Origin of the sequence: Aliagarivorans taiwanensis DSM 22990 (genome assembly GCF_000429505.1) — a bacterium.
GTDB classification, from domain to species: domain Bacteria; phylum Pseudomonadota; class Gammaproteobacteria; order Enterobacterales; family Celerinatantimonadaceae; genus Aliagarivorans; species Aliagarivorans taiwanensis.
Genome location: NZ_AUBZ01000027.1, coordinates 1 through 26375 on the forward strand (window position 1 = coordinate 1; position 26375 = coordinate 26375).

Genomic DNA, 26375 nt, shown 5'->3' on the forward strand with positions numbered 1-26375 from the left:
GGCGCAACGAGGCGATGCTTCCCGGGTAGGGAGATGTCCATATGGCTGGCAATATCCCACACGGATGCTTGTCGAAACAACGCCATTCCCACCACCGACCAGACAACAGCTTCCAGAGGTAAGCGTCGTCTTCGAACCGTTGCAACACCCGCATGCTGAAAGGCTTGGGTAAGTAGCTCTGGGGAGAGCAACTCATTCAACTTATCTAAGGAGGTGAATGTATCTACTTCTTGGAAAGTACTATCGAGCAGGTCTTGAATGGGCATAAAAAAATCCGATACCAGAGAACTGATATCGGATTCTGCTTGAGTCAGAAAGATCGTCAATGGATCTGTCTTAACTGATCGGCATTAGGCCTTAAGCCTCGCTTTTTTTGTGCCCCTTTCTCGTATGACTGCTTTTGCTATTAATCGATGGTGGCGGGGCGCTCGCCATCGGCAAACTTCAAACTGACCTTCTCACCGCTTGTAAGCTTGCTGGCACTGCTCACCACCCCTTGCTTGCCCTCTACGATGCTGTAGCCGCGCTCAAGTACGGCAAGCGGGCTTAGGCTGTTTAGCTGGCGCACACAGGCCTGGAAGCGCTGTAGCGCGCTGTGCTCGATGTTATCCATGGCAGCAAACTGGCGCTGCTCTAAGCGCTCCACGACCAGCTGGAGCTGTTGGATGCGTTGTGGCAAACCACTGGAGAGCAGACGTTGCTGTAGCTGTTGTTGACGATTATGCAGGCCTTGAGAGCGCGCCTGCCAGCTATGCTCGAGGCGCAGGGTTAACTGGTCTAAACGCTGCTGCTGTTGCTGCACTTTTTGTTGAGGCGCTTGTGCCAGTAGCCGCTGCTGCAAGTGCTGGCTGCGGCTTTGATAAAACCGTAGCTGCTGCTGCCAAGCCAGCAACAAGCGTTGCTTTTGCTTGGCGACTTTATCGTCGAGGGTGCTGGCGCTTTGACTGATCAGCTCCGCCGCCGCCGATGGGGTGGCGGCGCGCAGATCAGCCACAAAGTCGCAGATGCTGATATCCACCTCGTGGCCAACCGCCGAGATAACCGGCAGTTGAGAGTGATACACCGCTCTGGCCAATTGCTCATCGTTAAAACACCACAGGTCTTCTTTGGAGCCGCCGCCGCGGGTCAGTACCAGCAGATCCACCTCGTTGCGCTGGTTGGCACTATTCAGCGCACTGATTAACTGGGCGGGAGCGAGCTCGCCCTGTACCGAACTTGGGTAGATGATCACTTCGATGGAGGGCGCGCGGCGCTTTAGCACCGACAGAATATCGTGCAGCGCGGCGCCACTGGCGGAGGTAACCAAACCGATCCGCTGTGGGTGGCTAGGCATTGGTAGCTTGGCGGCTTCGCTGAACAAGCCCTCGGCGGCCAGCTTCATCTTGAGTTGGTCGAAGGCTAGCTGCATGGCGCCATCACCGGCGGGCAGCATCCGCTCGACAATCAACTGGTACTCGCCGCGCGGCTCGTACAGGCCGATCTTGGCTTTCACCAATACCTGCTGGCCGTTCTCTGGTTGAAAGCGCACTCGTGCGTTACTGCCCTTGAACATGGCGCAGCGCACTTGAGCCTCGCTGTCTTTCAGCGAAAAGTACCAATGACCGGAAAAGGGCACCGAATAGTTGGAGATCTCGCCTTCCAGCCAGACGGTGCCGATGCTTTGTTCGAGTAACAGGCGTACCTGACGATTGAGCTGACTAACACTTAGTACAGGGGCTTGGGGCGTTGCGAATGCCATGAATTTTCCCGTTAATAAAAATATTCCAAGAAATTTATACTTTTCGTTTTACCTTGGCCAGCTTTGTACCTATAATCCCTCCGCAATATTTTACCCCCTTTCCTCACTTCCATTAGGTGAATATTGCTATGTTGAGAATTGCCAAAGAAGCCCTAACCTTCGATGACGTGTTGTTGGTTCCGGCCCACTCGCATGTCCTCCCAAATACAGCCAACCTGCAGACTAAGCTGACTAAAAACATCAGCCTGAACATCCCCATGGTCTCTGCAGCGATGGACACCGTTACAGAAGCGCGCTTCGCGATTGCTCTGGCCCAAGAGGGCGGTGTCGGCTTTATTCACAAGAACATGTCCATCGAGCAGCAAGCTGACGAAGTTCGCAAGGTGAAAAAGTACGAAGCTGGCGTAGTTCTAGAGCCGGTTACCGTAAGCCCTGAGCGTACCCTTGGCGAGATTGCCCTTCTACGTGAAAAACTAGGTTTTTCTGGTTTCCCAGTAGTTTCTGCTAACAACGACCTGGTAGGTATTGTTACCGGCCGTGACCTGCGTTTCGAAACTGACATGAGTAAGACCGTAGCTGATGTGATGACGCCAAAAGAGCGTTTGGTAACCACCACCGACACTTCGCGTGACACCGTTGAGCATCTGATGCATGAGCACCGCATTGAGAAAATGCTGGTTGTTGATGACAGCTTCAAGCTAACCGGTCTGATTACCGTAAAAGACTTTAAGAAAGCCGAGCGTAAACCCAACGCCTGTAAAGACGAGCTGGGTCGCCTACGTGTGGGCGCAGCAGTAGGCGCTGGCGCAGGTAACGAAGAGCGCGTTAAAGCGCTGGTCGAAGCTGGCGTTGACGTACTGCTTATCGACTCGTCACACGGTCACTCACAGGGCGTATTGGATCGCATTAAAGCGACCCGCGAAACCTACCCGGATCTGGAGATCATCGGCGGCAATGTGGCTACCACTGCAGGCGCCATTGCTCTGGCAGACGCTGGTTGTAGCGCGGTTAAAGTCGGTATTGGCCCTGGTTCTATCTGTACTACCCGTATCGTAACCGGTGTAGGTGTACCGCAAATCACCGCGGTAGCCGATGCAGTAGATGCACTGAAAGACCGTGGCATTCCGGTAATTGCCGACGGCGGTATTCGCTTCTCAGGCGATATCGCCAAAGCACTGGTTGCTGGCGCAAGCTGCGTCATGGTGGGTTCGATGTTTGCCGGTACTGAAGAAGCGCCGGGTGAGATTGAGCTGTACCAAGGCCGCTCTTACAAGTCTTACCGTGGTATGGGCTCGCTGGGTGCGATGTCTCAGGGCTCATCGGATCGCTACTTCCAGACCGACAACGCCGCTGACAAGCTGGTACCAGAAGGTATCGAAGGTCGCGTTGCTTACAAAGGTCCGGTTAAAGCCATCATTCACCAGCAAATGGGCGGTCTGCGCTCATGCATGGGCCTGACTGGCTGTGCCACCATTGAAGAGCTGAACACCAAAGCTGAGTTTGTTAAGATCACCAGCGCCGGTATGGGCGAGAGCCACGTACACGATGTGGCCATCACCAAAGAAGCACCAAACTACCGCATGGGCTAACACCCAGTTTCTCCCGGGGGGCGCAGCAGCGCCCCTTTGATTAACTCTTACTTAAAGAAGAGATTATGAGCCAAGACATTCATAAGCATCGTATCCTGATCCTCGACTTTGGATCTCAGTACACCCAACTGATTGCCCGCCGTATCCGTGAAATCGGCGTTTACTGTGAGCTGTGGGGTTGGGATGTTGAAGAGGCCGACATTAAAGAGTTCGCGCCTAACGGTATCATTCTGGCCGGCGGCCCGGAGAGCGTAACTGAAGCTGATTCACCGCGTGCTCCTGAGTACGTGTTTAATGCGGGCGTACCGGTACTGGGTATCTGCTACGGCATGCAAACCATGAGTGAGCAGCTAGGTGGTGCAGTAATCCAAGGCGATGGAGAACGCGAGTTTGGTTACGCACAGGTAGAAGTACTGGCTCAATCTGAGCTGTTCAAGGCCATCGAAGACGCAGTAGCGCCAAACGGCAACGCACTGCTGGACGTATGGATGAGCCACGGCGATAAGGTGTCGGCGATCCCTGAAGGCTTCGCTAAGATTGCTCAAACCCCAAGCTGTGAGTTCGCGGCTATGGCCTGCGAAGAGAAGCAGTTCTACGGCGTTCAGTTCCACCCAGAAGTGACTCACACCCGCCAGGGCAAGCGCATGCTGGAGCACTTTGTTAAAGACATCTGTGGCTGTGAAGCGCTATGGACCTCAGGCTCGATTATCGAAGACGCGGTAGCGCGTATTAAAGAGCAAGTGGGCGATGATGAAGTGATCCTGGGCCTCAGTGGCGGTGTTGATTCATCGGTAGTTGCGATGCTGGTTCAGCGCGCCATCGGCGACAAGCTGACCTGTGTATTCGTTGACAACGGCCTGCTGCGTCTTAACGAAGCTCAGCAAGTGATGGATATGTTCGGCAACCACTTCGGCCTGAACATCGTGCACGTTGATGCAGAAGACCGCTTTTTGACAGCACTGGAAGGCGAAGCCGATCCAGAAGCTAAGCGTAAGATCATCGGCCATGTATTCGTAGACGTGTTCGACGAAGAGTCGAAGAAGCTGCAAAACGCCAAGTGGCTAGCACAAGGCACCATCTACCCAGACGTGATCGAATCTGCTGGCGCGAAAACCGGTAAAGCCCATGTGATTAAATCGCACCATAACGTTGGCGGTCTGCCAGACGATATGGAAATGGGTCTGGTTGAGCCGCTAAAAGAGCTGTTCAAAGATGAAGTACGTAAGATTGGCCTGGAGCTAGGCCTGCCATACGATATGCTGTACCGTCACCCATTCCCGGGTCCTGGTCTGGGCGTGCGTGTACTGGGCGAAGTGAAGAAAGAGTACTGTGACTTGCTGCGTCGCGCCGATGCCATTTTCATCGAAGAGCTGCACAAGGCCGAGCTGTACCACAAGGTAAGCCAAGCCTTCACCGTATTCCTGCCGGTTCGCTCGGTAGGCGTAATGGGCGATGGCCGTAAGTACGACTGGGTTGTATCGTTACGTGCGGTAGAGACCATCGACTTTATGACCGCACACTGGGCACACCTGCCATACGATTTCTTGGGTGCAGTAAGTAACCGCATCATCAACGAAATCGACGGTATTTCGCGCGTTGTTTACGATATCTCAGGTAAGCCGCCTGCCACCATCGAGTGGGAATAAGCGTCCTCGCTTGCTGAACTAAGCCACCTTCGGGTGGCTTTTTTGATCGCGTTACCTTTTCTATTGCTGCTGGTGTTTGTAGATGGGGAGTATTGGTCTATTCTCAATGTTGATAAATATATAAATACATAACGCTTGAACGGTATAGACAATGACTAACTTACTTAAATGGGGAGCCGTAGTGCTCCTTTGTTTTATGGTGGTTCCGGGGCATGCGAGTGTCCGCTTAAAAAGCGCTGAGTGTGACCGGCAAAAGATGGGGACCCGCTATCGCGCTGAGCTGGCGAGTACCGAGCGAGAGCTAGTTAAGGCCAAGGTGGAAGTGCAGTATTACTACTACCAAGATCAGCGCTGGTATGAGTGGGACAAGAAGGTCAAATGGTATAGCGCCAAGCCCGGCAGTAGCCGTCAGATCACCTTGAACTCGCGGCAGATGCCCAGCTTGGGCAAGGTAAAATGCCGTGCGTGGATAAGTGCGCTAAAGAGCTAACACAGCAATCAAACTGAAGGAGCAAGCAGCATGGAAGCGGTAGAATCGGTAGATATGATTAAGCTGGAAAAGGAGTTTCTGCAGCGTGGCTATAGCTTTGGCATCTTCGAAGATCCCCCCGGTCAACAGTGGCTTGATTTTGTGCATAGCGTGGATGAGTTGCTGGTTGTGTTGGAAGGTGACTTAGTCGTAGTCATCGATGGGATCCATTGTTATCCCGAGGTCGGTGAAGAGGTATTTATCCCCGCCAACAGCAATCACGACGTGATAACCGGCCCCAACTCCGGTAGCCGCTGGGCCTATGGCTACCGCCATCAAGACTGAACCCGCCCTGTTATTTAAGGCCAGCCTTAGCCCTGCTGGCCTCCATCCCTTGTGTTAAATCCGATGCAGTTGTAACTGCGGCAAAATTGCCCATTACCCTTATACCAATCAGAACAAGTATCTGGTCATCTTTGCTGGTTAAAATCTTTGGTGACAGCGTCAGCGCTTTTGTAATTAGTCCACTAGTTACGGCAAGCCCTTCCTCGTCCTCAAAGATTTTTCCTGCGCAATATCTGAACATCTACTTATTCGGATTGGTATTACTTTCTTTCTGTACTAATTATCAAAAAAATCTTTAAAATTGAGCTGTTGAAGATAAGGAGAGCTGTATTGGTTACACGGACGTTTCAAGACATCACGCTAAAGGGTGATCTATTTGGTGGCGTGACCACCGCCATCGTATCGCTGCCGATGGCCTTGGCCTTTGGTGTCGCATCCGGCGCTGGGGCGCAAGCCGGCTTGTGGGGGGCGATATTGGTCGGTCTGTTTGCCGCCTTATTTGGTGGTTCGCGAACCTTGATCTCCGAGCCAACCGGTCCGATGACGGTGGTGATGGCCGCTGTGCTTACCGGAATGATTGCCCGCCACCCCGAGAATGGGGTGGCCATTGCCTTCACCGTGGTGATGTTGGCTGGGGTGTTTCAGATAGCGCTCGGTGCGCTCAAGTTGGGTAAGTACATCACCTTGATGCCCTATAGCGTGATATCCGGCTTTATGTCTGGGGTGGGGGTGATCCTGGTAATCCTTCAGCTCGCCCCATTTCTTGGCCAAGCCGTGCCTCCCGGTGGCGCGCTGGGGACAATCAAAGCCCTGCCGGAGCTTATCCGCAATATGCACTTTGGCGAGTTCTTACTCGGCATGATGACCCTCGGCGTGCTGTTGTTTATGCCGAGTAAATACAAGAAGCTGATCCCACCGCAGTTGGTGGCACTGGTGGCCGTAACGCTCATCTCCATCGTGCTATTCGGTGGTATGGATATCCGCCGTATTGGCGAGATCCCTAGCGGACTCCCCTCGATTGTGTGGCCAACCTTTTCCTTTGGCCTTATCAGCGAGATGCTGGTTGACGCGCTAGTACTGGGCACACTTGGCTGTATCGATACGCTGCTAACTGCTGTGATTGCCGACAGCTTGACCCGTAACGAGCATGACTCCAACCGTGAGCTTATCGGGCAGGGTATCGCCAATACCGTGTCTGGGTTGTTTGGTGCCTTACCCGGCGCGGGAGCGACCATGGGCACGGTGGTCAATGTGCAGGTGGGGGCTCGCTCGCCGCTCTCCGGCATTGTGCGCGCGCTGATCCTGCTGCTGGTTGTGCTGTGGCTGGCGCCGCTGATTGAGCCGGTGCCCTTGGCGGTGCTTGCAGGTATTGCACTGTTTGTGGGACTCAACATCCTTGATTGGAGCTTTATCAAGCGCGCCCACACCGTATCACTGGTGCCAACCTGCATCATGTACGGGGTACTGCTGCTGACGGTGTTTGTGGATCTAATCTACGCCGTTGGGATAGGGGTGTTTCTGGCGAACATCATCACCATTGAGCGGCTAAGCCGGGTTCAGGAAAAGAATGTGAAGGCCATTTCCGATGCCGATGATGGCGTGCCGCTAAGCAGTGAGGAACGTGCCTTGCTGGATCAGGCCAAAGGGCAGTTGCTGTTCTTCTACCTCTCTGGGCCGATGATATTCGGTGTATCCAAGGCGATTGCCCGGGCCCATGCCGCCGTTGACCAATACAAGGTGATGGTACTGGATTTAAGCGCGGTACCGATGATCGATGTGACGGTGGCGCTAGCGCTGGAGAATGCGATGCGCGACGCGCTGGATGCAGGTTGTCAGGTCTTCTTGTACTGCCCGAATGAGCAGGCTATGGAGCAGTTGGAGAAGATGCAGATCCGCAATTGGGTAGACGGAGAGTACATTGTTAGCTCTCGTATCGAGGCCTTGCAGAAGGGCTTGGCGATTGTCGGTGAGCCCGTGGATCAACAAGTGGATGAACAAGTGATGGCTAACGAGCAGTCGAGTGAGTCGGAGGCAAAGCCAAGCGTATAGGCCTGCTGGTTTGCTGTATTAAAAAAAGAAAACGCCACTGATGAGTGGCGTTTTTATTGGAAGCATGTCGCTAGCTAGTTCGCGTAGCCTTCAGCGGGCAGTAGCTGGCCATCTAGCTCAGCGCCTTGCTCGGTCATCGACAAGCGGCCCTGACAGAGCCAGCTTACTACCAGAGGGTAGATAGCATGCTCTTGCACCAGAACCCGTTTGGCCAGCTCTTCTGGGCTGTCTTCTTGGAACACAGGTACCTTGGCTTGCAGTACCACCGGGCCGCCATCGAGCTCGGCGGTAACGAAGTGAACACTGCAGCCGTGTTCTTTGTCGCCCGCCTCAATAGCGCGCTGATGGGTATGCAGGCCTTGATACTTGGGCAGCAACGAGGGATGGATGTTGAGCATCTTGCCGTTGAAGCGCTCGACAAAACCTTCGCTGAGGATACGCATAAAGCCCGCCATCACAATGACATCGGCACGATGGCCATCAATCATATCGGCGAGGGCGACATCATAGCTTGCGCGATCGCTATAGGCTTTAGGGTCGAGGAACTCGGTAACGATGCCGGCACGCGCAGCGCGTTGCAGGCCAAAGGCGTCGGCCTTGTTAGATATGACCGCAGAAATGCGGCCATCAATCTTTCCCTGTTCACAGGCATCAATCAGCGCTTGCAGGTTAGTCCCTGAACCGCTGATGAGTACCACTATATTGGCAGTCATGGCCTTCCTTAGTTAATTTCGACTTGCCCTTCGCCGGCAGCGGCGGTAGCGATGTGACCAATCTTCCATGCGGTCTCACCTTGTTCGTTCAGAATCGCTAGCGCTTTCTCAACGTCAGCTTCTGGTAGCGCGATGATCATGCCTACGCCACAGTTGAAGGTGCGGTACATCTCTTCGCGAGCCACGTTGCCGTTCTCTTGCAGCCAGTTGAAGATCTCTGGCCATTGCCAGCTAGACTCGTCAACCACCGCTTTAGCACCTTCAGGCAGTACGCGCGGGATGTTCTCCCAGAAGCCACCACCGGTGATGTGCGACAGTGCGTGTACGTCACATTGCTTAATCAGTTCCAGTACCGATTTCACGTAGATCTTGGTTGGAGTCAGCAGGGTTTCACCCAGGGTGCTGTCGCCGAAGGCTTGCTGTGGATCTGCGCCAGACACTTCCAGGATCTTACGAACCAAAGAGTAACCGTTAGAGTGAGGGCCGCTTGATGCCAGTGCAATCAGCGCATCGCCTTCGCTTACTTTAGTGCCGTCGATCACTTCAGATTTTTCTACCACACCTACGCAGAAGCCTGCCATGTCGTAGTCATCGCCATGGTACATGCCTGGCATTTCAGCAGTTTCACCGCCGATCAGTGCACAGCCGCTTTGCTCACAGCCTTCGCCGATGCCAGCTACTACGTCTGCAGCGGTATCAACGTCCAGCTTGCCGGTGGCAAAGTAGTCAAGGAAGAACAGTGGCTCAGCGCCTTGTACGATCAGGTCGTTGACACACATCGCAACCAGGTCGATGCCCACGGTGTCGTGCTTGTTCAGGTCTAGCGCCAGACGCAGCTTGGTGCCTACGCCGTCGGTACCTGCAACCAGCACCGGTTCTTTATAGTTGCTTGGCAACTGACACAGTGCACCGAAGCCTCCCAGTCCGCCCATCACCTCGGGGCGTTGGGTTCGTTTGCTCACACCTTTGATTCGTTCAACCAAAGCATTGCCTGCTTCGATATCAACACCGGCGTCTTTGTAGCTGAGAGGAGTATTTTGCTTAGTCACAGGAGTACCTTTTTAAGGGAAGGGCCGAAAAAATTGCGCGCATTTTATCAGTGTTACCTGAGATGTTACAGCCTGATAGCGATCCAGTCGGGGAATTTATTGATCAAAGCTACCATGGCCGGGAAAAAGGCGATTAGAATAGGCGCTAATTGCACCAACGTTAAACAAGGAATCACCATGAAAGTCGTAGAAGTTAAACACCCCTTGGTTCGTCACAAAATTGGACTGATGCGCGAAGCGGATATCAGCACCAAGCGTTTTCGTGAGTTGGCGCGGGAGGTGGGGAGCTTGCTGACTTATGAAGCGACCGCCGATCTGGAAATGGAAACGGTCACCATTGATGGTTGGTGTGGCAAGGTGGAAGTGGAGCAGATCAAAGGCAAGAAAGCCACGGTTGTGCCGATCCTGCGAGCGGGTTTAGGCATGATGGACGGCGTATTGGAGCACATGCCATCGGCGAAGACCTCGGTGGTCGGTATCTACCGCGATGAAGAAACCCTTGAGCCAGTGCCTTACTTCTCCAAGTTGGTTGGTCAGATTGAGGAACGAATGGCCTTGGTGGTTGACCCGATGCTGGCCACCGGTGGCTCGATGATCGCGACCATCGATTTGCTGAAAGAACACGGCTGTACTCACATCGTGGTATTGGTGCTGGTTGCCGCCCCTGAGGGCCTGAAAGCATTGGAAGAAGCCCATCCAGATGTTAGCCTGTACACAGCATCAGTTGATGAGAAACTGAATGAGAAAGGCTATATCATCCCGGGCTTGGGCGATGCAGGAGACAAGATTTTTGGTACCAAATAACTGGCGATTCAAAGCGTGGCTTAAGGCTGCGCTGTTTTGTTTGCTGGCCGGCGCTTTGCCGCTGCGCGCTGAGCTTTTTCAGGTGGAAGCACCGGCAACCGGCGTCGCGGTCGAAGACCAGCAAGCGGCCTTCGACCTATTGCTACTGCGTCTGACCGGCGATCCCGCTACCCGTTCGCTGCCGGTCATTGCTAAGGCGCGCGGCAACATCAGCCCCTTTGTGCAGCAGTTTTCCTATAGCGATGACAGCATCAGCGTGCGCTTTAACTCGCAGATGGTGGGGCAGTTACTCACTCAAGCCGAGGTGCGCCAGTTAGGCCAACATCGCCCAGCGGTACTGATGTGGTACGCCGTTGAGCAGGGCTTTAACCGCAGTCTGCTCAGCGAAGCACAGCAAGCCGAGATGATGGCTGAGCTGAATGAGCAAACCGCCGAGCTGGCCTTGAGCCTGCAGTGGCCGATCTTGGATCTGCAAGACACCGCGATTGTTGATGTCAACGACGTATGGGGCAGCTTCGATCGTAATATCTATCAAGCCAGTGAGCGCTATAGCAGCCCGTTGGTTATGACCGTAAAACAGTTTCCTCTGAGCGACGGCTCATTGCAGTTGCAATGGCGTTTGCTGGATGCCCAAGCGCGCACCCAACTGGCCAGCGGGCAAGCCCAAGGCGACAGCCAAGTCGCGGCAGACCAGCTCAGCAGCCAGCTGCTGCAAGCGATGGTTGAGCGCTATGGCGTAGTGTTGAACGAAGCCAATGGCGAGTCGGTACTGTTGAGCTTTAGTGGACTGCGTAGCCTCAATCGCATGATTTTGCTGGAAAGCTACCTCAACCAGCAACCGGCGGTGGCTCGGGTGCAGCTGCATAGCCTGCAAGGTGAGACGGTGACCTATCGGGTTGAACTGCTTAGCCCTTGGCAAGACCTGCAAACCGCGCTCTCGGTGGATGAGCAATTTGAGGTTGACCAAGAAAACCCCAGCCAGTACCTGCTGCGCTAGCAAAGGTTTTTCTTCGCTAGATCGAACTGTTACAATAGGATCATCTTTTTGAGCAAATTCGATCTAGCACTTTGAGCCTGTCCCCCCAGTTATCTCTTCCGGTCATGCTCCCTGACGATGAAACCCTCGTGAGTTTCTATCCCGGGGAGAATCAACAGTTGCTCAGTGCCCTTCGAAATCTCGCCCTAGACCGCGGCGAGCGCATGCTCTACTTGTGGGGAACGCCCGGCAGTGGCCGTACCCACCTGCTGCATGCCAGCTGTAGTGAGATGGCTGACATCTCTGCTGCTTCCGCCTACTTACCCCTCGAACATCACCAACAGATGACCCCACAGATGCTCGACGGTTTAGAGCATATGGCGCTGGTTTGTTTAGATAACATCGATGCCATTGCTGGTAATCGTCAGTGGGAAGAGGCGATCTTTGATTTCTACAATCGCCGTAAAGAGCATGCCGAAACGGCGCGCTTGATTGTAACCGCTAGCCAGCCGGCGCAGCAGCTCCCGCTGGCACTGCCCGACCTACAATCGCGGCTAAACTGGGGCGTGACCTACCGGGTGCATGAACTGGACGACGAGCAAAAGCTCAGTGCGCTGCAGCTGCGTGCCCAGCTGCGTGGCTTGAAGATGCCGCTGGAAGTTGCTCGCTTTATGCTAAAGCGCCTGTCGCGGGATATGCCTACCTTGCTGGAGAATCTCGATACCTTGGATAAGGCATCGATGACAGCACAGCGCAAGTTGACCGTACCGTTTGTCAAAGAGATCCTATCGCTATAGCGGGTGTATTTGCCCAGATAGGATCTTTTCGCTTATTCGCCCTTTTTACGTTTCTTAAGGCCTAAGCCTAACTCCCTGCCGCGGGTTCGCGCAAACACCAAGCCACTAACAAAGGCGCTCAGGGTAAGCACTAACTCCACTGCTGCCAATAGGCGCAACTCAGGAGCTACCACTAACAATACGGCGGCATGCAGCACGTACCAAAGCAGTACGAAGCTTGCCCAAGCGAAGGTATAGGGCTTGCCTTTGGCAATACCCGGCAGCGGGAACAGTAGCGGGAGTAGCCACAGTGCAAAGCGAAAGCCTAATGATGTATCGGCGCTGGCGAGTACGCCAAGTTGCCAAAGGGCCACCCAAATGAGTAGCCCTAAGTAACTAAGCTGAGCCAGGCGCAACCATTGCTGCGCGGCCAAACTACAGGATATCCATGACTTGTTGGGGAGGGCGACCAATGCGAGCTTGGCCGTTGGCGACTACGATGGGGCGCTCAATCAGTTTAGGGTGATTGTGCATGGCAACCAGCAGCTGATCATCGCTCAGCTCATTGTCGGAGAGGTCCAGCTCTTTGTACTCCGCCTCCTTGGTGCGCATCAGCTCACGTGGTGACAGCGCCAACTGCTTGAGCAAGCCACTTAGCTCAGTCACGCTGGGGGGCGTTTCAAGGTACAGCACAATCTCAGGCTCGATGCCTTTGTCCTGCAACAGTTTTAACGTTTCTCTGCTCTTGGAGCAGCGCGGGTTGTGGTAAATCTTCACCCCTGACATGGGTCTCTCCTTGTCGTTAACGTAGCTCGTCCAATTCCTGTTCGGCGAGCTTGAATTGCTCGATACGTGCTTCAATTCTGGCCCGCTCCAATGGCGTTTCGGTCAGATTGAACGCACTGTGTAGCTCATCGACGGCTCGCTGATAATCGGCCCGTAAAGCCAGTACTTCCGCGTTGGCTTGATGGGCTCGAGCGGTATTGCCTAGCTGGCGCTCAACACGCGTTAGCTGGCTCCATGCTAAGGCATCTTCACGATGTTGTCTAAGGTAACGATCGAGCTCTTTGCGCGCCTGTTCCGGCTGGTCGGCTTTACTTTGTGCGTAAGCAAGATTCAGCACAATCACTTGGTTGTTAGGGTAGCGCTGCTGGGCTGCTTGCAGGCGTTCGATTGCCGGTTGGAAGTTCTCCAAGGCCAGGTCGACATCGGTCTGAGTATCGAGATAGAACAGGTTATCAGGCTGTCCTTTGGCCAGCTCGTCGATCAAGGTTTTGGCCTGCTTAAACTCGCCCATCTCAAACAGCGCCAGAGCTTTACCATATTTGGCGGCATCTTCTAGGGCGTAACTGCGACGCTCAAGTTGGCGATTGAAATAGTCCAACGCGGCTTCGCCATCCATCACCCCATGACGCACCTCAATCCGTGCCTTCGCCAGTTGATAAGACAAAGACGGCGCGATATAGCGGTTGGGGTATTGGTTGGCCCGTGCCCGCGCTTCGCTCACCCGCGTATCGGGCAGTGGGTGGGTGACCAGCATCTGCGGGGGCTTGGAGGCGTAGCGATATTTCTCGGATAGTTTGCCGAAGAAGCTGCCCATTCCCTGCGGATCAAAGCCCGAGTTAGCCAAGGTGCGCAGACCGATACGATCCGCCTCGAACTCGTTGGCGCGGGTGTAGTTGATTGAGCTCTGCATACTGGCCGCCACGGTGCCTTGCAAGGCGGCAATACCAGCAATCGGATTGGCGATGGCCAGTAGCACTGAGCCTATCACGCCCGCGTAGGTCAGGTTTTGCGCATTGGCCTGATTTTCCAGATAGCGGGCGATATGACGCTGGGTAACGTGGGCAATCTCGTGTGCGATTACTGAGGCGAATTCACTCTCGCTATTGGCATAGAGGAACAGGCCGGTGTGGATCTTGATGTAGCCACCGAGAAAGGCGGCAGCATTGATCTCAGGATCTGACACCAAGAAAAAGTTAAACGGCGTTTTGACTTGCTCGGCGTTGCTGACTAGGCGGTTACCCAACTCGGTCACATACTCTGACAGCACCGGATCATTGGTCATCGGCGAGGACGCGCGGATAAAGCGCATATACACTTCGCCGTAGCGGATCTCTTGATTGATGGTCAGCGCAGAGCTGGCAACGGTGCCGATTTCTGGTAATGAGTTGCTGGCTTGGGGGGAGGTCGCCCAGAGTGCCGTACCCACGATAGCTGCTAGCAGACGGCGCATGATTCTCTCTGTCGTTCTGGTAGTAGAGCGAGAATACCTTGAAATTCTTGGATTGGCTATGGAAATAAGTCTTTGTATTAGTGCACACTAAACGCGTTTATCCACGTTTAAAATGGGCGTGGATTTGACTGAGTCGACCCGTGATGGACGCACGCAATAGGCGCTTGGCAATGCCTGCTGACTTGCTATCTATCCACCGGCATTGATGTAGACCGCGTATCGAGCAAAAAGTGCAAGATTTTGATTTTCGTGAATATGTCTGTCCCGAACCGCTGATCCAAAGTAAGCTTTGGTTAAAAGACGCGGTAGCTGGCGATCAAGCCCGCATTCAGCTCAGGGACCCAGGCTCCTGCCAGGACATTCCCCGCTTTTTTCGTCGCCTTGGACACCAGGTCGAACTGGCTGAGTCTAGCCACGGCTGTCAGCTGATTATCACCATTAAAGGGAGAGTTATTTAGCAATGCATAGAGTCTTAACCCGCTGGTACGAGAGGATGTTCTCCGATACCAATGCGGTGGTGATGCTGCTGGTTTTAAGCGTGGCTGCGGCCTCGTTGTACTTCTTTGGCAATCTGATGGCGCCGGTAATTGTGGCGCTGGTGTTGGCCTACCTGTTGGATTGGCCGGTGAGCTACTTGGTGAAGCTGCATATCAAGCGCAGTATCGCCACAACCTTGGTGCTGCTGCTATTTATCGCCTTGGTGCTGGTGTTTAGCTTCGCCATGCTGCCAACGGTGTGGGCGCAGGGGGTAAACCTATTGTCGGAGTACCCGGCTATGCTCGGTAGCTTCCAGGTATGGCTGGGTTCCTTGCCGGAGCAATATCCCGAGTATATCGATGGCGCCTTGCTCGACTCCATCGTCGGCAATATGCGTGGCAAGCTACTGGCGGTCGGTGAGCAGTTACTACAGGCCTCTATATCCTCCATTCTTAACCTAGCAACCTTGGCGGTATATAGCGTACTGGTGCCGTTAATGGTGTACTTTATGCTGGCGGACCGGGATAAGCTGTTGGCTGGGCTGGATCGCTTTATTCCCGATGAGCGCCTGCTTATCCAAAAGGTATGGCGCGAGATGAATGCCCAGATCGCCAACTACGTGCGTGGCAAGGCGATGGAGATACTGATCGTTGGCGGCGTGAGCTATCTGGTGTTTGTGCTGATGGGGCTGCGCTACTCCGCGCTGCTTAGCTTATTGGTGGGCGTATCGGTATTGATTCCCTTTGTCGGCGCCTTCGCGGTGACCTTACCGGTGGCGATGGTTGGCTTGTTTCAGTGGGGGATCAGCCCGCAGTTCGGCTATCTCATCCTTGCCTACATGGTGATTCAGATCCTCGACGGCAACCTGCTGGTGCCGCTGCTGTTCTCCGAAGCGGTAAACCTCCACCCTCTCTATATTATCGTCGCGGTGCTGGTGTTTGGTGGGCTGTGGGGCATTCTCGGGGTGTTTTTTGCCATCCCGCTGGCGACACTGATTAAGGCGGTGCTGAATGCCTGGCCGCGCCAGATGGAGAGTACTGATGAACCGGTAGCGGAAGCCACTGAAGAGTAAGCCCAAATTGCCGTTCAAAAAAAAGCGCCGAATGGCGCTTTTTTAGTTTTTTGCAGGAGACGATTAACCCTTTAGGTAATCCACCACCACGTCGTGGTGATTACTGGTTTTAAACTTGTCGAAGACCTTCTCAATCTGGCCGTTCTCATCGATCAAGAAGCTGATGCGGTGAATGCCGTCGTACTCTTTGCCCATAAACTTCTTGCGGCCCCACACGCCAAACTGATCGGCCACACTGTGGTCTTCATCAGACAGTAGATCGAAGTTCAGCTGATGTTTTTCGATGAACTTAGGCAAGCGCTTAACCGGGTCGGGGCTAACGCCAAACACCACGGTGTTTAGTGCATCAAGCTCTTCTTTGCTATCACGCAAGCCACAGGCTTGGGTGGTGCAACCGGGCGTCAGTGCTTTGGGGTAGAAGTAAACCAGCACCTTTTTGCCTGCCAGATCGCTCAGGCTAATCTCAGTGCCATCTTGGTTGGGCAAAGTAAATGCGGGGGCAGCAGCGCCTGCAGTAAGCGTATTCATGAATGCGTCCTTTCCGTTAGATTGACAGAAATTGAAGTTGGTGTTGTTGAGTACCCAGCTTCTCACAAAGCCGATCATAGTCTGCAGATAAAAGTTTGTGGTCGGCATCGGTACTTAGTTTGGCTTCAAACTCAGCGCTCAGCATCTCGTTGCCTTGCTCGCTAAACAGGTTCGACTTGAGGCCTACCAGATCCAGACCATGGTCGCTAATCAGCTGGGTGACCTGACTAATGACGCCGGGCGAGTCGGTAATGGTGAGCTGCAACAAGGCGGTGGTGTGGTAGTCGAGCTGGGTGTGCGGTGTGGTTGGCTTGAGTACCGTGAGCAACTGAAGCTGCTGAGCCATGATCGGCAGTCGGGTTTCGATCTGCAGCATGGCGTTATGTTCGCCGCTCAACAACATAATCAGGGTAAACTCGGAGCCGAATAGCGCCATGCGGCTATCGACAATGTTACAGCCACACTGACTGGCCAGCTGAGTAAGCTGATTGACAATACCTGGCCTGTCGGTACCGACGGCGGTTACTACAAGGTGTTGAGTCATAAGCGATTTGAAGACAAGTCTAGGGTGCCATCAGCTTACTTGGCTTTGCCGGGGATTGCTAGGGCGGGGGCCGCGCTTTGGCGCTGAGTTGCCGCTAGTTCAAACAAGATGATCGAAAACTCACATTTGTCACAGCTTAACCGGGCTTGGCCTTGTGTTTAATCAGTACGCTAAGTAACATAGCGAGCTTGTACAGGGAGGCGCAACCGACTTGCCCGCCAAGGTTTTCATCTACAAGTATCCTGACTTTACACTATGCAGTTAGCTTCTGGTTCTCTATTTAAACTGGCCACTTGTTTGGTTACAGCTTCGTTCATTGCCGCATGTTCATCACCCGAACAAGCCCGCCAAGCAGATCGAGGATTCAAGTATCTCGACAGTGAGTTGTTGGTACCCCTTAGTACGCCAGAAGGTGTAAACCCGCCTGCCTACAGCGACGAGTTCGCTGTGCCGCCGCTGGGCGAACAGGCAAACAACCGAGTGGGCGGCGATGTGGATGTACGCCCGCCAGTTCAGGTGCTCAACGTTGTATCTGGTAGCCGCTTCGAGGTACTCAACTCCGGCGTGATCTTCTGGTTCGATATCCCACAATCTCAAGGCGAAGGTCAGAGCCGTGAGCTAATGGATCAGTTACTAAACGACTATGTTGCAGGTCGCGGTGGTCGCTTCCAGGTGGCTGATGCGCAAGCGGGCATCTGGTTAAGCGACTGGATTGTAGATGAGAGCAAGGTTGATGGTCGATTGTGGGGAAGCAAAACTCACCGTTTGAGCCAGCGCTTCCAATACAGCCTGCAAATCATGCCCCATGGCCGTACCGCAGGCTTTTCCGTTGAGCTGATTGATGTGAATAAAACCATCGAAAACGAACCCGCTGAAACTGTGTTCGATAGCTTTGAGCGCCGTCGTTTGGCTAATATCGAGTTAAATCAACTGATTGGTTTTATTGCCGAACAGCGTGAACAATATGAGCAGCAGTTACAGTTGGAGCGCGAGCAAGCTCAGCTAGCGGCGATGAATGAACAAGAAGTGGCTGAGTACTTCGACGAGAGTGTATCAGTACTCATGATTGAGAATGCAGGTGTGGCTAACTTCCGCGCCGATGCCGATTTGGATAAGACCATGAAGCGACTGCGTGAGATCTTGCCGCTGCTAGGTTTTGAGATCACTGACTACGTGTCGAACACCGGTAAGCTTTACCTAAAACGTAAGAGTCCTTCCAATGAGATCCGCCAGCGCTACGGCTTGGAAGACTTGAAGTTCCGTACTGGTGACTTTGTGATGACCTTAGGCTCGAGCGGCGATAATACCTTAATGACCCTTGCCGACGGCGGTGATGCAGTACTGAGTGCCGATGTGTTGCATCAGCTCTACCCGTACTTCGCCATCATGATGAAACGGGGTGATACGCCGCTTAACTAATCAAGGCACATTCAGTAGAGATTAAAAAGCCAGCGTATTCGCTGGCTTTTTCTATATGGCTTGGCGGGTGTCTCGCTGCTCGCTTAGCGCCACAACCTGAGGGCCGCTAAAGTGTTGCACAAAATCACTTTGCTGCGGTAAATGGATGCGTATGCTGAGGTTGGGAAGCTTTGGTAGCAGCTCATAGATGCTGTGGCTTAACTGTTGAGCCACGCCTTGCATTTGCTGATGTTCCAGCAGCTCTTCACAGCATAGATCCAGGTGCAGATACTCTTGGCGCGAGCCCGCTACTTTGAAGTGCTCGCTGATATAGGCGCGGGTGTTGATCTTATCGTGATGGAACAAGTCTGAGGCGACCAGCGAGTCATGAATGGTGTTAACCAGAAGCTGAAAACCGATATGGCGGCTGAGTGTGGTCGGGCATTCGATAATGCAGTGCGGCATGGGCAATCCTTTGCGAGAATACGAACTCCAGCCTGAACGCGCAGCGCGCTACCACACAGGCCTTACAGCACTATATACAGGCTGCTGAGTGAAGCAAAGCGAAGCTTTAATGACGGTTTGCTTAGTGTTTTACTGCCGCTGCCAAGCCTGCTTTACAGCTACTGCATCTGCACAGCACGCAATGCCAGCAACTCTTCGGTTCGGCTATCTCCCACCGGTGTTCGGAACTTGGCGAACTCTTCTTCCAATAGGTTAAACAGCCTTACCAGCTCGGGCTCAAAGGCGCTGCCGCTGAGCTCGTTAATAATGCCGGCCGACTTTTCAAAGCTGAATGCGGGCTTGTAGGGGCGCTCAGACATCAGCGCATCAAAGCAATCGACGATGCTCACGATGCGTGCTTCAACTGGGATATCGGTGCCTTTCAAGCCGCGCGGGTAGCCTGTGCCATCCCAGCGCTCATGGTGGCAGCGAACGATATTCTCCGCCACCGGGCTGATGTTGAACTCTTTGATCAATTGGTAGCCGTTCTCCACGTGAGTTTGCATCACTGCCCATTCTTGGGGGTCAAGCTTACCGGGTTTTTTCAAGATGGCGTCGGGGATGCTGATCTTACCGATGTCGTGCAGCGAGGCGTAACGGTAGATGTCTTGAACTAGCGAGGGCTCAAGTCGGGCTGCGGCTGCCATTAGCTTAGAGTAGTACGAGACACGTTGAACGTGGCTACCGGTTACCGGATCGTCATCCTCTTGAACTCGTTCGATAAGCTCGGTGATTTTTTCGAGTACCCCATGCATCTTCATGCGCTGCCAGCTTTCATTGAGGTGGTGTATGCGGTACTCCAGCAGGCCACAGGCTCCGGTGCATAATGCCAGTGTCACTGCTAACCATGCCCACCAAAGCGGTGTTGAAATCACTTGAAGGCTCGAGCTGTCGTAGGCGGTGATGGCTGGAAGGTACTCGGGGGAGTAACGCAGTACGATAGCGCCATAGAGTGGCTGCAAGTCTTTGCTTGGTGCCGCCAGGGTTATCGATGCCATCTGTCCTTCGAAGAACAGTTGCTGCTGAATATCGTTGGTTAGTTGAGACTTATCGAAGTAGTGGCTGCAGTTAAGATCCTTGCAATAGCGGTGATTAGAAGACGGGTGCAGTAGAAACTGCCCGTTAGGCGCCACTAGATAGGCTTGCATATGCGCACTGAGCTGTTTTTGCAGCTTGGCGAAGATTACTTGCATATCGTAGTTGAGCAGCACGAAGCCGAGGATTTGGCCGCTGTTTTTGGCGGTCACTGCCATCCCGACACGTAGTACCGGTTGATAGGGAAGCTCGATCACTCCCCGCTCAACATTTAGATCAATGCTTGAGAAGTAGACCTCATCTGGTGCGGTGGATAGCAGTGCTGCCACATAGTAACGACGTGCTTTGTTTTGCAAGTCATAGTCTGGGATGCGCACGGGCCCATCGGCGCTACTGTCGAATCGTAATAGCTCTTGGCCAGAGGGGCTGAGTAGGCGAGCCTGAAGGATATATGCTTGGCTGGCCATCAGTTGTGAGAGGATATCGGCAGAGGTATCAAGCAGGCCTTGTGCTAGGGCGTGCTCACTGCTGTCTAGGGATGAGAGAAACCGCAATTGGTGCTGAGCGTCTTCGCTGAGTTCATCCAGCTGGGTTTGGATGCTGGCGAGATGTTCGTCCAGTTGTGCGGAGAGTTCGTCGCTGCGGTATTGTCGGTTGTGGGTCAACACCAAGGTGGTGAAGCTCATTACAACCAGCAGGGTGAGGGTGGTGCCAGCCAGATATAACCAATAACGCTTCATTGATTTAGCCTCCATGCCATCAAACTGAGTATGCGACATGGAGACTATAATAACAATACGGTCAGTACTGGCCTTTAGACCTTAGTTGTGGGCGTGCAGCGCCTCGTTCAGCTCAACGGCTGACTTATTGGTCAGACATTCAATTGCGCCACTGATGCTGTTACGGCGGAACAACAGGTCTGATTTACCGGCCAGATCGCGCGCCTTAACTGTTCCAGCTGGCTGTTTGTTGTCGTCAATCAGTACCACTTTGGTGCCTGCAGTGATGTACAAGCCAGACTCGATGATGCAGCGATCGCCCAGAGGAATACCGGTACCAGCATTCGCGCCAATCAGCGATTCTTCGCCCACGGAGATGATGATATTGCCGCCGCCAGACAGGGTGCCCATGGTTGAACAGCCGCCGCCTAGGTCCGAGCCTTTACCTACGAATACGCCGGCAGAGATTCGGCCTTCGATCATGCTGGTACCGGCAGTACCGGCGTTAAAGTTACAGAAGCCTTCGTGCATGATGGTGGTGCCTTCACCAATGTAGGCGCCCAGACGAACCCGCGAGGTTGCCGCAATGCGTACGCCGCTCGGTACCACGTAATCGGCCATTTTCGGGAACTTATCCACCGAGGTCACCTGCAGCAGCTCGCCCTTGGCGCGCGCTTCCAGCTGTTTGGCTGGCAGCTCTTCCAAATCAACCGCGCCTTGGTTGGTCCAGGCAACGTTTGGCAGCACTGCAAAGATACCGCTTAGGTCAACGCCATGCGGCTTAACCAAACGGTGTGACAGCAGGTGAAGCTTCAGGTAAGCCTCTGGGGTTGACTCAGCGGCGCTGTCTTCGCTAAGCAGACACAGCACGCGCGACTGTTCGCTACCTTTAAGTGCTTTCAGCGCACTTACTTGAGCGCTCAGGCCTGCGGCTTTCGCATTAGCTAGTAGGGTTTCCAGAATCTCTTCGTTAAGCTCGATAAGCTGTTTACCGCCTTGGTAATCCAGGCCTTTGGTCAGGGCATCAACTTCAGCTTGCTGTGGCTGGTATACAGGGGCGGGGTAGAACACTTCTAGCCATTCGCCTTTGGCATTCTTACTTCCAACGCCCACGGCGTAACTAAAAAATGTAGACATGTGGTTCTCCATAATTGCGCTTATCTACGGGTAATAATGATTCGGTTTGTTTTAGCTCAGCGCCTCGACCAATACTTCACGCAGCTGTTGCTGCTCGTCCTCGGTCAATGGCTCGCGCTGGGCATTACTCAGCGAGAAGAAATCCTCGGCTTTTTCGCCAATGGTGGTGACTTTGGCGGCATGCAAGGTGAGCAGTTGTGATTGGAACACGGCACCGAGTTTGGCCAGCAGGCCAGGTTTGTCCAACGCGACAACCTCTAACAAGGTGCGATTGCTACGCGTTGGCAGGTAATCGATGCGTGGTTTGATATTAAACTGCTGAACCTGACGCGGTACCCGACGTTGGCGGATATCGATGGGCATTTCGAACAGCAGCATCTTTTGCAGGCTGCTCTTGAGCTCGAGGCCGCGCTCGCTCGATAGCGGTTGTCCGTCGCGCTCCAGTACCACAAAGGTATCCAGCACATAGCCATCGCGGCTGGCCATGATCTGCGCGTCGTGAATGGTCAGGTTCTTTTGGTCTAGCTCTGCAGCCACCGAAGCGAACAGGTGATCGATATCCTTGTTGTGGATAAAGATCTCGGTGCCGCCACGGGTCGCTTTACGGCTCACCAGCACCAGCGGCTGATGGATCGAGTGGCCCCACAAATGCTCACTGTGCCATGCGATCTGCTCGGGCGTGTGGCGCAGGAAATAGTCGGCACGGAAGCGTTTCCATAGCTCGCGGATCTGCTCTTGCGAGAAGTTCTTCTTGGCGAGCAGTTCGATGGCCTTGTCTTGCTTGTCGCGGATCACGCCACGCACGTCCACCGGATTTTCCAGGCCTCGGCGCAGGGCTTGCTTGGTCGCTTTGTACAAATCGGCCAGCAGGGTGCGCTTCCAGCTATTCCAGGTGTCATCATTGGTAGCGCATATGTCAGCTACGGTCAGGCACAGCAGCATATCCAAGTGGCGTTGGTCACGGACCACCTTGGCAAACTCGCTGATAACCTCAGGATCGTAGATATCACGGCGCTGTGCGGTGACTGACATCAGTAGGTGATGTTTAACCAACCAGCTAACGGTATTCGCCGAGGGCTTGCTGTAGCCATGATTCAGACAGAACTGTTCGGCGTCGATGGCACCCAGCTCGCTGTGATCGCCCTTGCGTCCTTTGGCAATATCGTGGAACAGCGCGGCCATGGTCAGCAGATCGGGGCGCTCGAGTCGCGGGTAGATCTCGCAGCACAGCGGATGGGTCTGTGCGGTTTCGGCAAAGTTAAAGCTGTGGATCTTACGGATCAGACGATGGGTATGTTCATCCACGGTGAAGGCATGGAACAGATCAAACTGCATCTGGCCGACGATGCGGCTCCAGGCCGGAAAGTAGGCCGCCAACACGCCGTAGCGATGCATTAAGGTCAGGGCCAAGGCCGTGACATTCGGGTGCTTGATGAGACGACGGAAGCGCTTCTTACAGCCGGGCAAGTCTTCAATCCACTGTGGCAGGCGGCGGCGTGCTTCACGCAGCTGGCGCAGGGTGGATGAGTAGATCCCTTCGATTTCTGGATTGTCTGCAATATGTTGGAACATCACCAGGATTTGCTCTGGCTGTTGCAACATTAGCTGCTTGTCGCAGCAGTCGATCAACTTACCGCGCAGCTGGAAATGTACGTCGATGGGGCGCACATCGATGGCAGTGTTGCCTAAGATGGCCTCATCGAATAGCTGCAGCAGCATCTCGTTGAGCTCGCTGATACGGCGGATAGTCTGGAAGAAGTGCTTCATCAGACGCTCCACCGGCGCGTTGTGCTCGCCGCGATAACCGAGCGACTGGGCCACTGCCAATTGGCGATCAAACAGCAGACGGTCGTCGGCTTTATTCAGGTGGATATGCAGGGCAAAGCGAACTCGCCACAAAAAATCACGGCAATCTTGCAGTTCGCGTCCTTCGGCCTTGGTCAAAAAGCCCTCGGTGACCAGATGGTCCAGCTCGCTGCTGCCAAAATGGCGGCCCGCGACCCAGCAGATGGTTTGAATATCGCGCAGGCCGCCCGGGTTGGCCTTGATATCGGGCTCTAGGCTATAGGCATTGCCTTTGTACTGGGAGTGGCGCTGCAGCTGTTCCTGCTTTTTGGCTTCAAAGAACTTATCGGATGGCCAGAAACTGTCGCAGCGCACCGCCTCACACAGTTCGCTATAGACCTTGGCGTTACCGTAAAGTAGTCGTGATTCTTGTAAGTTAGTGGCGATGGTGATGTCTTCACGACCGAGCTTGGTGCACTCTTTGAGGGTGCGCACGCTGTGGCCGACATCAAGACGAATGTCCCACAAGAAGGTGACGAACTGGCTGATCTTCTCGCCCGCTTCATCGCTGATACGGCTGGGGCTAAGCACCAGGATATCGATATCAGAGTGGGGGTGCAGTTCGCCGCGGCCATAGCCGCCCACCGCAGTGAGCGCGAGCTCGGGATGCAGGTGCAGCTCGAAATGCTGCCACAGGCTGGCCAGCACTCTGTCCATCTGCTCTGAGCGAGCCTGCACCAACTCTTCCACATGGATGCCCTGATTAAACTGTTGGGCTAGCCATTCCTGTTGGCGCTGTAAGTAATCGCGTGCCGAGCTCATGCTCAGTTCGCTGAGCTCTGGCAAGCTAGGTTGCTCGATCATCAACTCCATGATTTGAGACCTGTAGGGATTAGCTGTGGGTGATTACGCGTGGGAAGTCTTCTTCGTCACGCAGTGTCAGAACTTCTACCCCGGTATCGGTGACCAGCAGGGTGTGTTCCCACTGAGCTGAGTTCTTGCCGTCGATGGTGCGGGCGGTCCAGCCATCGTCCTCATCAACCTTGTTGCCTTTCTTGCCTTGGTTGATCATCGGCTCGATGGTAAAGCACATGCCCGCTTGGATCGGGGTGTTGTCGAAGTTACGGCAGTGCATCACTTGCGGCTCTTCGTGGAAGCTCTCGCCAATGCCGTGGCCACAGAAGTTCTCTACGATGCCGTAGCGGTAGTTGCCCTTTTTCAGGTACTTTTGAATGGCAGCGCCGATGTCTTTGATTTTTGCGCCCGGCTTCACTGCGCGGATACCCTGATATAGCGCCTCTTGGGTGACTCGGCAGAGTAGCTTGTCTTGCGCATTGGCAGCACCCACCAAGAACATCTTGGAGGTATCGCCATAGAAGCCGTCTTTAATCACGGTAACGTCGATGTTCATGATATCGCCATCTTTGAGGATCTCGTTCTCAGAGGGGATACCGTGACAAACCACCTCGTTAATCGAGGTACAGATCGACTTAGGGAAGCCGTGATAGTTCAGCGGCGCTGGAATGGCACCTTGCTCATTCACGATGTAGTCATGACAGCGCTGGTTTAGCTCTTCGGTGCTAACACCGGCTTTGACGAAAGGGGTGATCATATCGAGCACGTCCGCGGCCAGTTTGCCAGCGATGCGCATACCTTCGATCTGCTCAGAATTTTTAATCTTTACGCTCATGGATTCTACAAATAGTTGAGTAAGGTGCTTGGTTTAAGCCGCTCAGTGTAACCCAAGGCGTAGCTAAGTTGTAGGCTTGCCGCGCAATCCCCCGGTTTTATTGGTCGGGTGGCCTTTAGAGTTGACGCTTCGCATGACTTTTCTGTTTGTGGTTTTTGCTTTATCCGCTAGGCGAATTATGGTATAAAGCGCGCCGTGTCCTGTGGGCTCTCAGTTGTGTAAGCGGCTAGACCTATCTGGTCACAACAAACTTAATTAAACACACACACGTGCCGTCACATGAGCCGGGGTGCCAAGTTTAGCTTGGTCGGCAAATGGGGTACGTGGAGGCCTAACCCCAATAGAGGAATTCAAAATGGCAAACGTATCGATGCGCGATATGCTTAAAGCGGGTGTCCACTTCGGTCACCAAACCCGTTACTGGAACCCAAAGATGAAGCCGTTCATCTTCGGTGCTCGCAACAAAGTTCATATCATCAACTTGGAAAAAACTGTTCCTTTGTTCAACGACGCAATGGGCGTGCTGAGCAAAGTTGCTGCTAAGAAAGGCAAAGTACTGTTCGTAGGTACCAAGCGCGCAGCAGGTGAAGCAGTTAAGCAAGCCGCTATCCGTTCTGACCAATTCTACGTAAACCACCGCTGGTTGGGTGGTATGCTGACTAACTGGAAAACCGTTCGTCAGTCAATCAAACGTCTGAAAGATCTGGAAGCGCAAAGCGAAGACGGTACTTTCGAGAAGCTGACCAAGAAAGAGGCGCTGATGCGTACTCGCGAAATGGAAAAGCTTGAGAAGAGCCTTGGCGGTATCAAAAACATGGGCGGTCTTCCTGACGTTCTGTTCGTAATCGACGCAGAGCACGAGCACATCGCTATTAAAGAAGCAAACAACCTGGGTATCCCGGTTATTTCTGTTGTTGATACTAACTCTTCTCCAGACGGCGTAGACTACGTTATCCCTGGTAACGATGATGCGATCCGTGCGATCAAACTTTACTTGGAAGCTGCTGCTGACAACGTAATCGAAGGTCGTCAAGAAGACATCGTAGTACAAGCCGAAGAAGACGGCTTTGTAGAAGAAGCGGCTGCTGAGTAATAC

The 26375-nt window shown here is 53.8% G+C and carries 25 protein-coding genes and 1 pseudogene; 12 read left to right on the forward strand and 14 right to left on the reverse strand.

What is annotated here, in order from left to right:
- Together G462_RS0113460 and xseA are read right to left on the reverse strand one after the other, a co-directional pair.
- Positions 1 to 266 (reverse strand): transposase domain-containing protein (locus G462_RS0113460; protein WP_026959508.1); only part of this gene is annotated, 266 nt, incomplete at its 3' end.
- 140 nt (positions 267 to 406) lie between these two features.
- On the reverse strand, positions 407 to 1738 hold the full coding sequence (gene xseA, locus G462_RS0113465; protein ID WP_026959455.1) for an exodeoxyribonuclease VII large subunit: 1332 nt from the start codon (positions 1736 to 1738) through the stop codon (positions 407 to 409).
- A gap of 128 nt (positions 1739 to 1866) precedes the next feature.
- Between xseA and guaB the strand changes: the two genes are divergently transcribed.
- From guaB to G462_RS22830, 5 genes are all read left to right on the forward strand, one after another.
- A complete protein-coding gene (guaB, locus tag G462_RS0113470) occupies positions 1867 to 3327 on the forward strand; it encodes an IMP dehydrogenase (RefSeq protein ID WP_026959456.1) in 1461 nt (486 codons plus the stop codon).
- A gap of 65 nt (positions 3328 to 3392) precedes the next feature.
- On the forward strand, positions 3393 to 4973 hold the full coding sequence (gene guaA / locus G462_RS0113475) for a glutamine-hydrolyzing GMP synthase (protein ID WP_026959457.1): 1581 nt from the start codon (positions 3393 to 3395) through the stop codon (positions 4971 to 4973).
- A gap of 151 nt (positions 4974 to 5124) precedes the next feature.
- Complete coding sequence (locus G462_RS0113480; protein WP_157378623.1) at positions 5125 to 5463, forward strand: hypothetical protein; 339 nt, start codon at positions 5125 to 5127, stop codon at positions 5461 to 5463.
- 30 nt (positions 5464 to 5493) lie between these two features.
- On the forward strand, positions 5494 to 5787 hold the full coding sequence (locus G462_RS0113485) for a cupin domain-containing protein (RefSeq protein WP_026959459.1): 294 nt from the start codon (positions 5494 to 5496) through the stop codon (positions 5785 to 5787).
- Between the two features lie 330 nt (positions 5788 to 6117).
- Positions 6118 to 7836 carry a SulP family inorganic anion transporter gene (locus G462_RS22830; protein WP_051326745.1) on the forward strand — a complete coding sequence of 573 codons (1719 nt, stop codon included), beginning with the start codon at positions 6118 to 6120 and terminating at the stop codon, positions 7834 to 7836.
- Between the two features lie 74 nt (positions 7837 to 7910).
- On the opposite strand, the gene purN is transcribed toward G462_RS22830, so the two are convergent.
- Positions 7911 to 8549 (reverse strand): phosphoribosylglycinamide formyltransferase, encoded by a 639-nt coding sequence (gene purN / locus G462_RS0113500; protein ID WP_026959461.1) that lies wholly within the window; start codon positions 8547 to 8549, stop codon positions 7911 to 7913.
- An 8-nt stretch (positions 8550 to 8557) separates the two neighbouring features.
- Entirely contained in the window at positions 8558 to 9598 is a 1041-nt protein-coding gene (purM, locus tag G462_RS0113505) for a phosphoribosylformylglycinamidine cyclo-ligase (RefSeq protein ID WP_026959462.1), read from the reverse strand.
- 177 nt (positions 9599 to 9775) lie between these two features.
- Between purM and upp the strand changes: the two genes are divergently transcribed.
- The 3 genes from upp (at position 9776) to hda (ending at position 12175) form a co-directional block, all read left to right on the forward strand.
- Positions 9776 to 10402, forward strand: a complete 627-nt coding sequence (gene upp / locus G462_RS0113510) for a uracil phosphoribosyltransferase (protein ID WP_026959463.1) — start codon at positions 9776 to 9778, stop codon at positions 10400 to 10402.
- On the forward strand, positions 10389 to 11399 hold the full coding sequence (locus G462_RS0113515; protein WP_026959464.1) for a DUF2066 domain-containing protein: 1011 nt from the start codon (positions 10389 to 10391) through the stop codon (positions 11397 to 11399). Before upp ends, G462_RS0113515 begins: the two co-directional genes overlap by 14 nt.
- A 71-nt stretch (positions 11400 to 11470) precedes the next feature.
- On the forward strand, positions 11471 to 12175 hold the full coding sequence (gene hda, locus G462_RS0113520) for a DnaA inactivator Hda (protein WP_084405069.1): 705 nt from the start codon (positions 11471 to 11473) through the stop codon (positions 12173 to 12175).
- 32 nt (positions 12176 to 12207) lie between these two features.
- Here the strand turns inward: hda and G462_RS0113525 are convergent, their stop codons facing one another.
- From G462_RS0113525 to bepA, 3 genes are read right to left on the reverse strand one after another with little or no spacing between them, the layout of a single operon-like run.
- Positions 12208 to 12588, reverse strand: a complete 381-nt coding sequence (locus G462_RS0113525) for a DUF2069 domain-containing protein (protein WP_245579572.1) — start codon at positions 12586 to 12588, stop codon at positions 12208 to 12210.
- Position 12589: 1 nt separating this feature from the next.
- Entirely contained in the window at positions 12590 to 12940 is a 351-nt protein-coding gene (gene arsC, locus G462_RS0113530) for an arsenate reductase (glutaredoxin) (RefSeq protein ID WP_026959467.1), read from the reverse strand.
- 16 nt (positions 12941 to 12956) lie between these two features.
- On the reverse strand, positions 12957 to 14390 hold the full coding sequence (gene bepA / locus G462_RS0113535) for a beta-barrel assembly-enhancing protease (RefSeq protein ID WP_026959468.1): 1434 nt from the start codon (positions 14388 to 14390) through the stop codon (positions 12957 to 12959).
- A gap of 230 nt (positions 14391 to 14620) precedes the next feature.
- On the opposite strand from bepA, the gene G462_RS0113540 reads away from it, so the two are divergent.
- Positions 14621 to 14848 (forward strand): sulfurtransferase TusA family protein, encoded by a 228-nt coding sequence (locus tag G462_RS0113540; RefSeq protein ID WP_026959469.1) that lies wholly within the window; start codon positions 14621 to 14623, stop codon positions 14846 to 14848.
- Between the two features lie 2 nt (positions 14849 to 14850).
- A complete protein-coding gene (locus G462_RS0113545) occupies positions 14851 to 15939 on the forward strand; it encodes an AI-2E family transporter (RefSeq protein WP_026959470.1) in 1089 nt (362 codons plus the stop codon).
- Positions 15940 to 16002: 63 nt separating this feature from the next.
- Here the strand turns inward: G462_RS0113545 and bcp are convergent, their stop codons facing one another.
- On the reverse strand, positions 16003 to 16467 hold the full coding sequence (gene bcp / locus G462_RS0113550; RefSeq protein ID WP_026959471.1) for a thioredoxin-dependent thiol peroxidase: 465 nt from the start codon (positions 16465 to 16467) through the stop codon (positions 16003 to 16005).
- 16 nt (positions 16468 to 16483) lie between these two features.
- Positions 16484 to 17011 (reverse strand): glycine cleavage system transcriptional repressor, encoded by a 528-nt coding sequence (locus G462_RS0113555; RefSeq protein WP_026959472.1) that lies wholly within the window; start codon positions 17009 to 17011, stop codon positions 16484 to 16486.
- A 255-nt stretch (positions 17012 to 17266) separates the two neighbouring features.
- Between G462_RS0113555 and bamC the strand changes: the two genes are divergently transcribed.
- On the forward strand, positions 17267 to 18430 hold the full coding sequence (gene bamC / locus G462_RS0113560) for an outer membrane protein assembly factor BamC (protein WP_026959473.1): 1164 nt from the start codon (positions 17267 to 17269) through the stop codon (positions 18428 to 18430).
- A 51-nt stretch (positions 18431 to 18481) separates the two neighbouring features.
- On the opposite strand, the gene G462_RS0113565 is transcribed toward bamC, so the two are convergent.
- From G462_RS0113565 to map, 5 genes and pseudogenes are all read right to left on the reverse strand, one after another.
- Positions 18482 to 18874: a tautomerase family protein gene (locus G462_RS0113565; RefSeq protein WP_026959474.1), complete on the reverse strand. Its 393-nt coding sequence runs from the start codon at positions 18872 to 18874 to the stop codon at positions 18482 to 18484.
- Between the two features lie 158 nt (positions 18875 to 19032).
- Positions 19033 to 20688: an HD domain-containing phosphohydrolase gene (locus G462_RS23975; protein ID WP_051326746.1), complete on the reverse strand. Its 1656-nt coding sequence runs from the start codon at positions 20686 to 20688 to the stop codon at positions 19033 to 19035.
- 81 nt (positions 20689 to 20769) lie between these two features.
- Positions 20770 to 21804: a 2,3,4,5-tetrahydropyridine-2,6-dicarboxylate N-succinyltransferase gene (gene dapD, locus G462_RS0113575; protein WP_026959475.1), complete on the reverse strand. Its 1035-nt coding sequence runs from the start codon at positions 21802 to 21804 to the stop codon at positions 20770 to 20772.
- A gap of 51 nt (positions 21805 to 21855) precedes the next feature.
- Positions 21856 to 24453, reverse strand: a complete 2598-nt coding sequence (gene glnD / locus G462_RS0113580) for a bifunctional uridylyltransferase/uridylyl-removing protein GlnD (RefSeq protein WP_342664480.1) — start codon at positions 24451 to 24453, stop codon at positions 21856 to 21858.
- Positions 24454 to 24481: 28 nt separating this feature from the next.
- Positions 24482 to 25294: pseudogene (map, locus tag G462_RS0113585) on the reverse strand (type I methionyl aminopeptidase); the annotation flags it as partial.
- Between the two features lie 340 nt (positions 25295 to 25634).
- Between map and rpsB the strand changes: the two are divergent.
- On the forward strand, positions 25635 to 26372 hold the full coding sequence (rpsB, locus tag G462_RS0113590) for a 30S ribosomal protein S2 (RefSeq protein WP_026959478.1): 738 nt from the start codon (positions 25635 to 25637) through the stop codon (positions 26370 to 26372).
- The last annotated feature ends 3 nt before the right edge of the window (positions 26373 to 26375 follow it).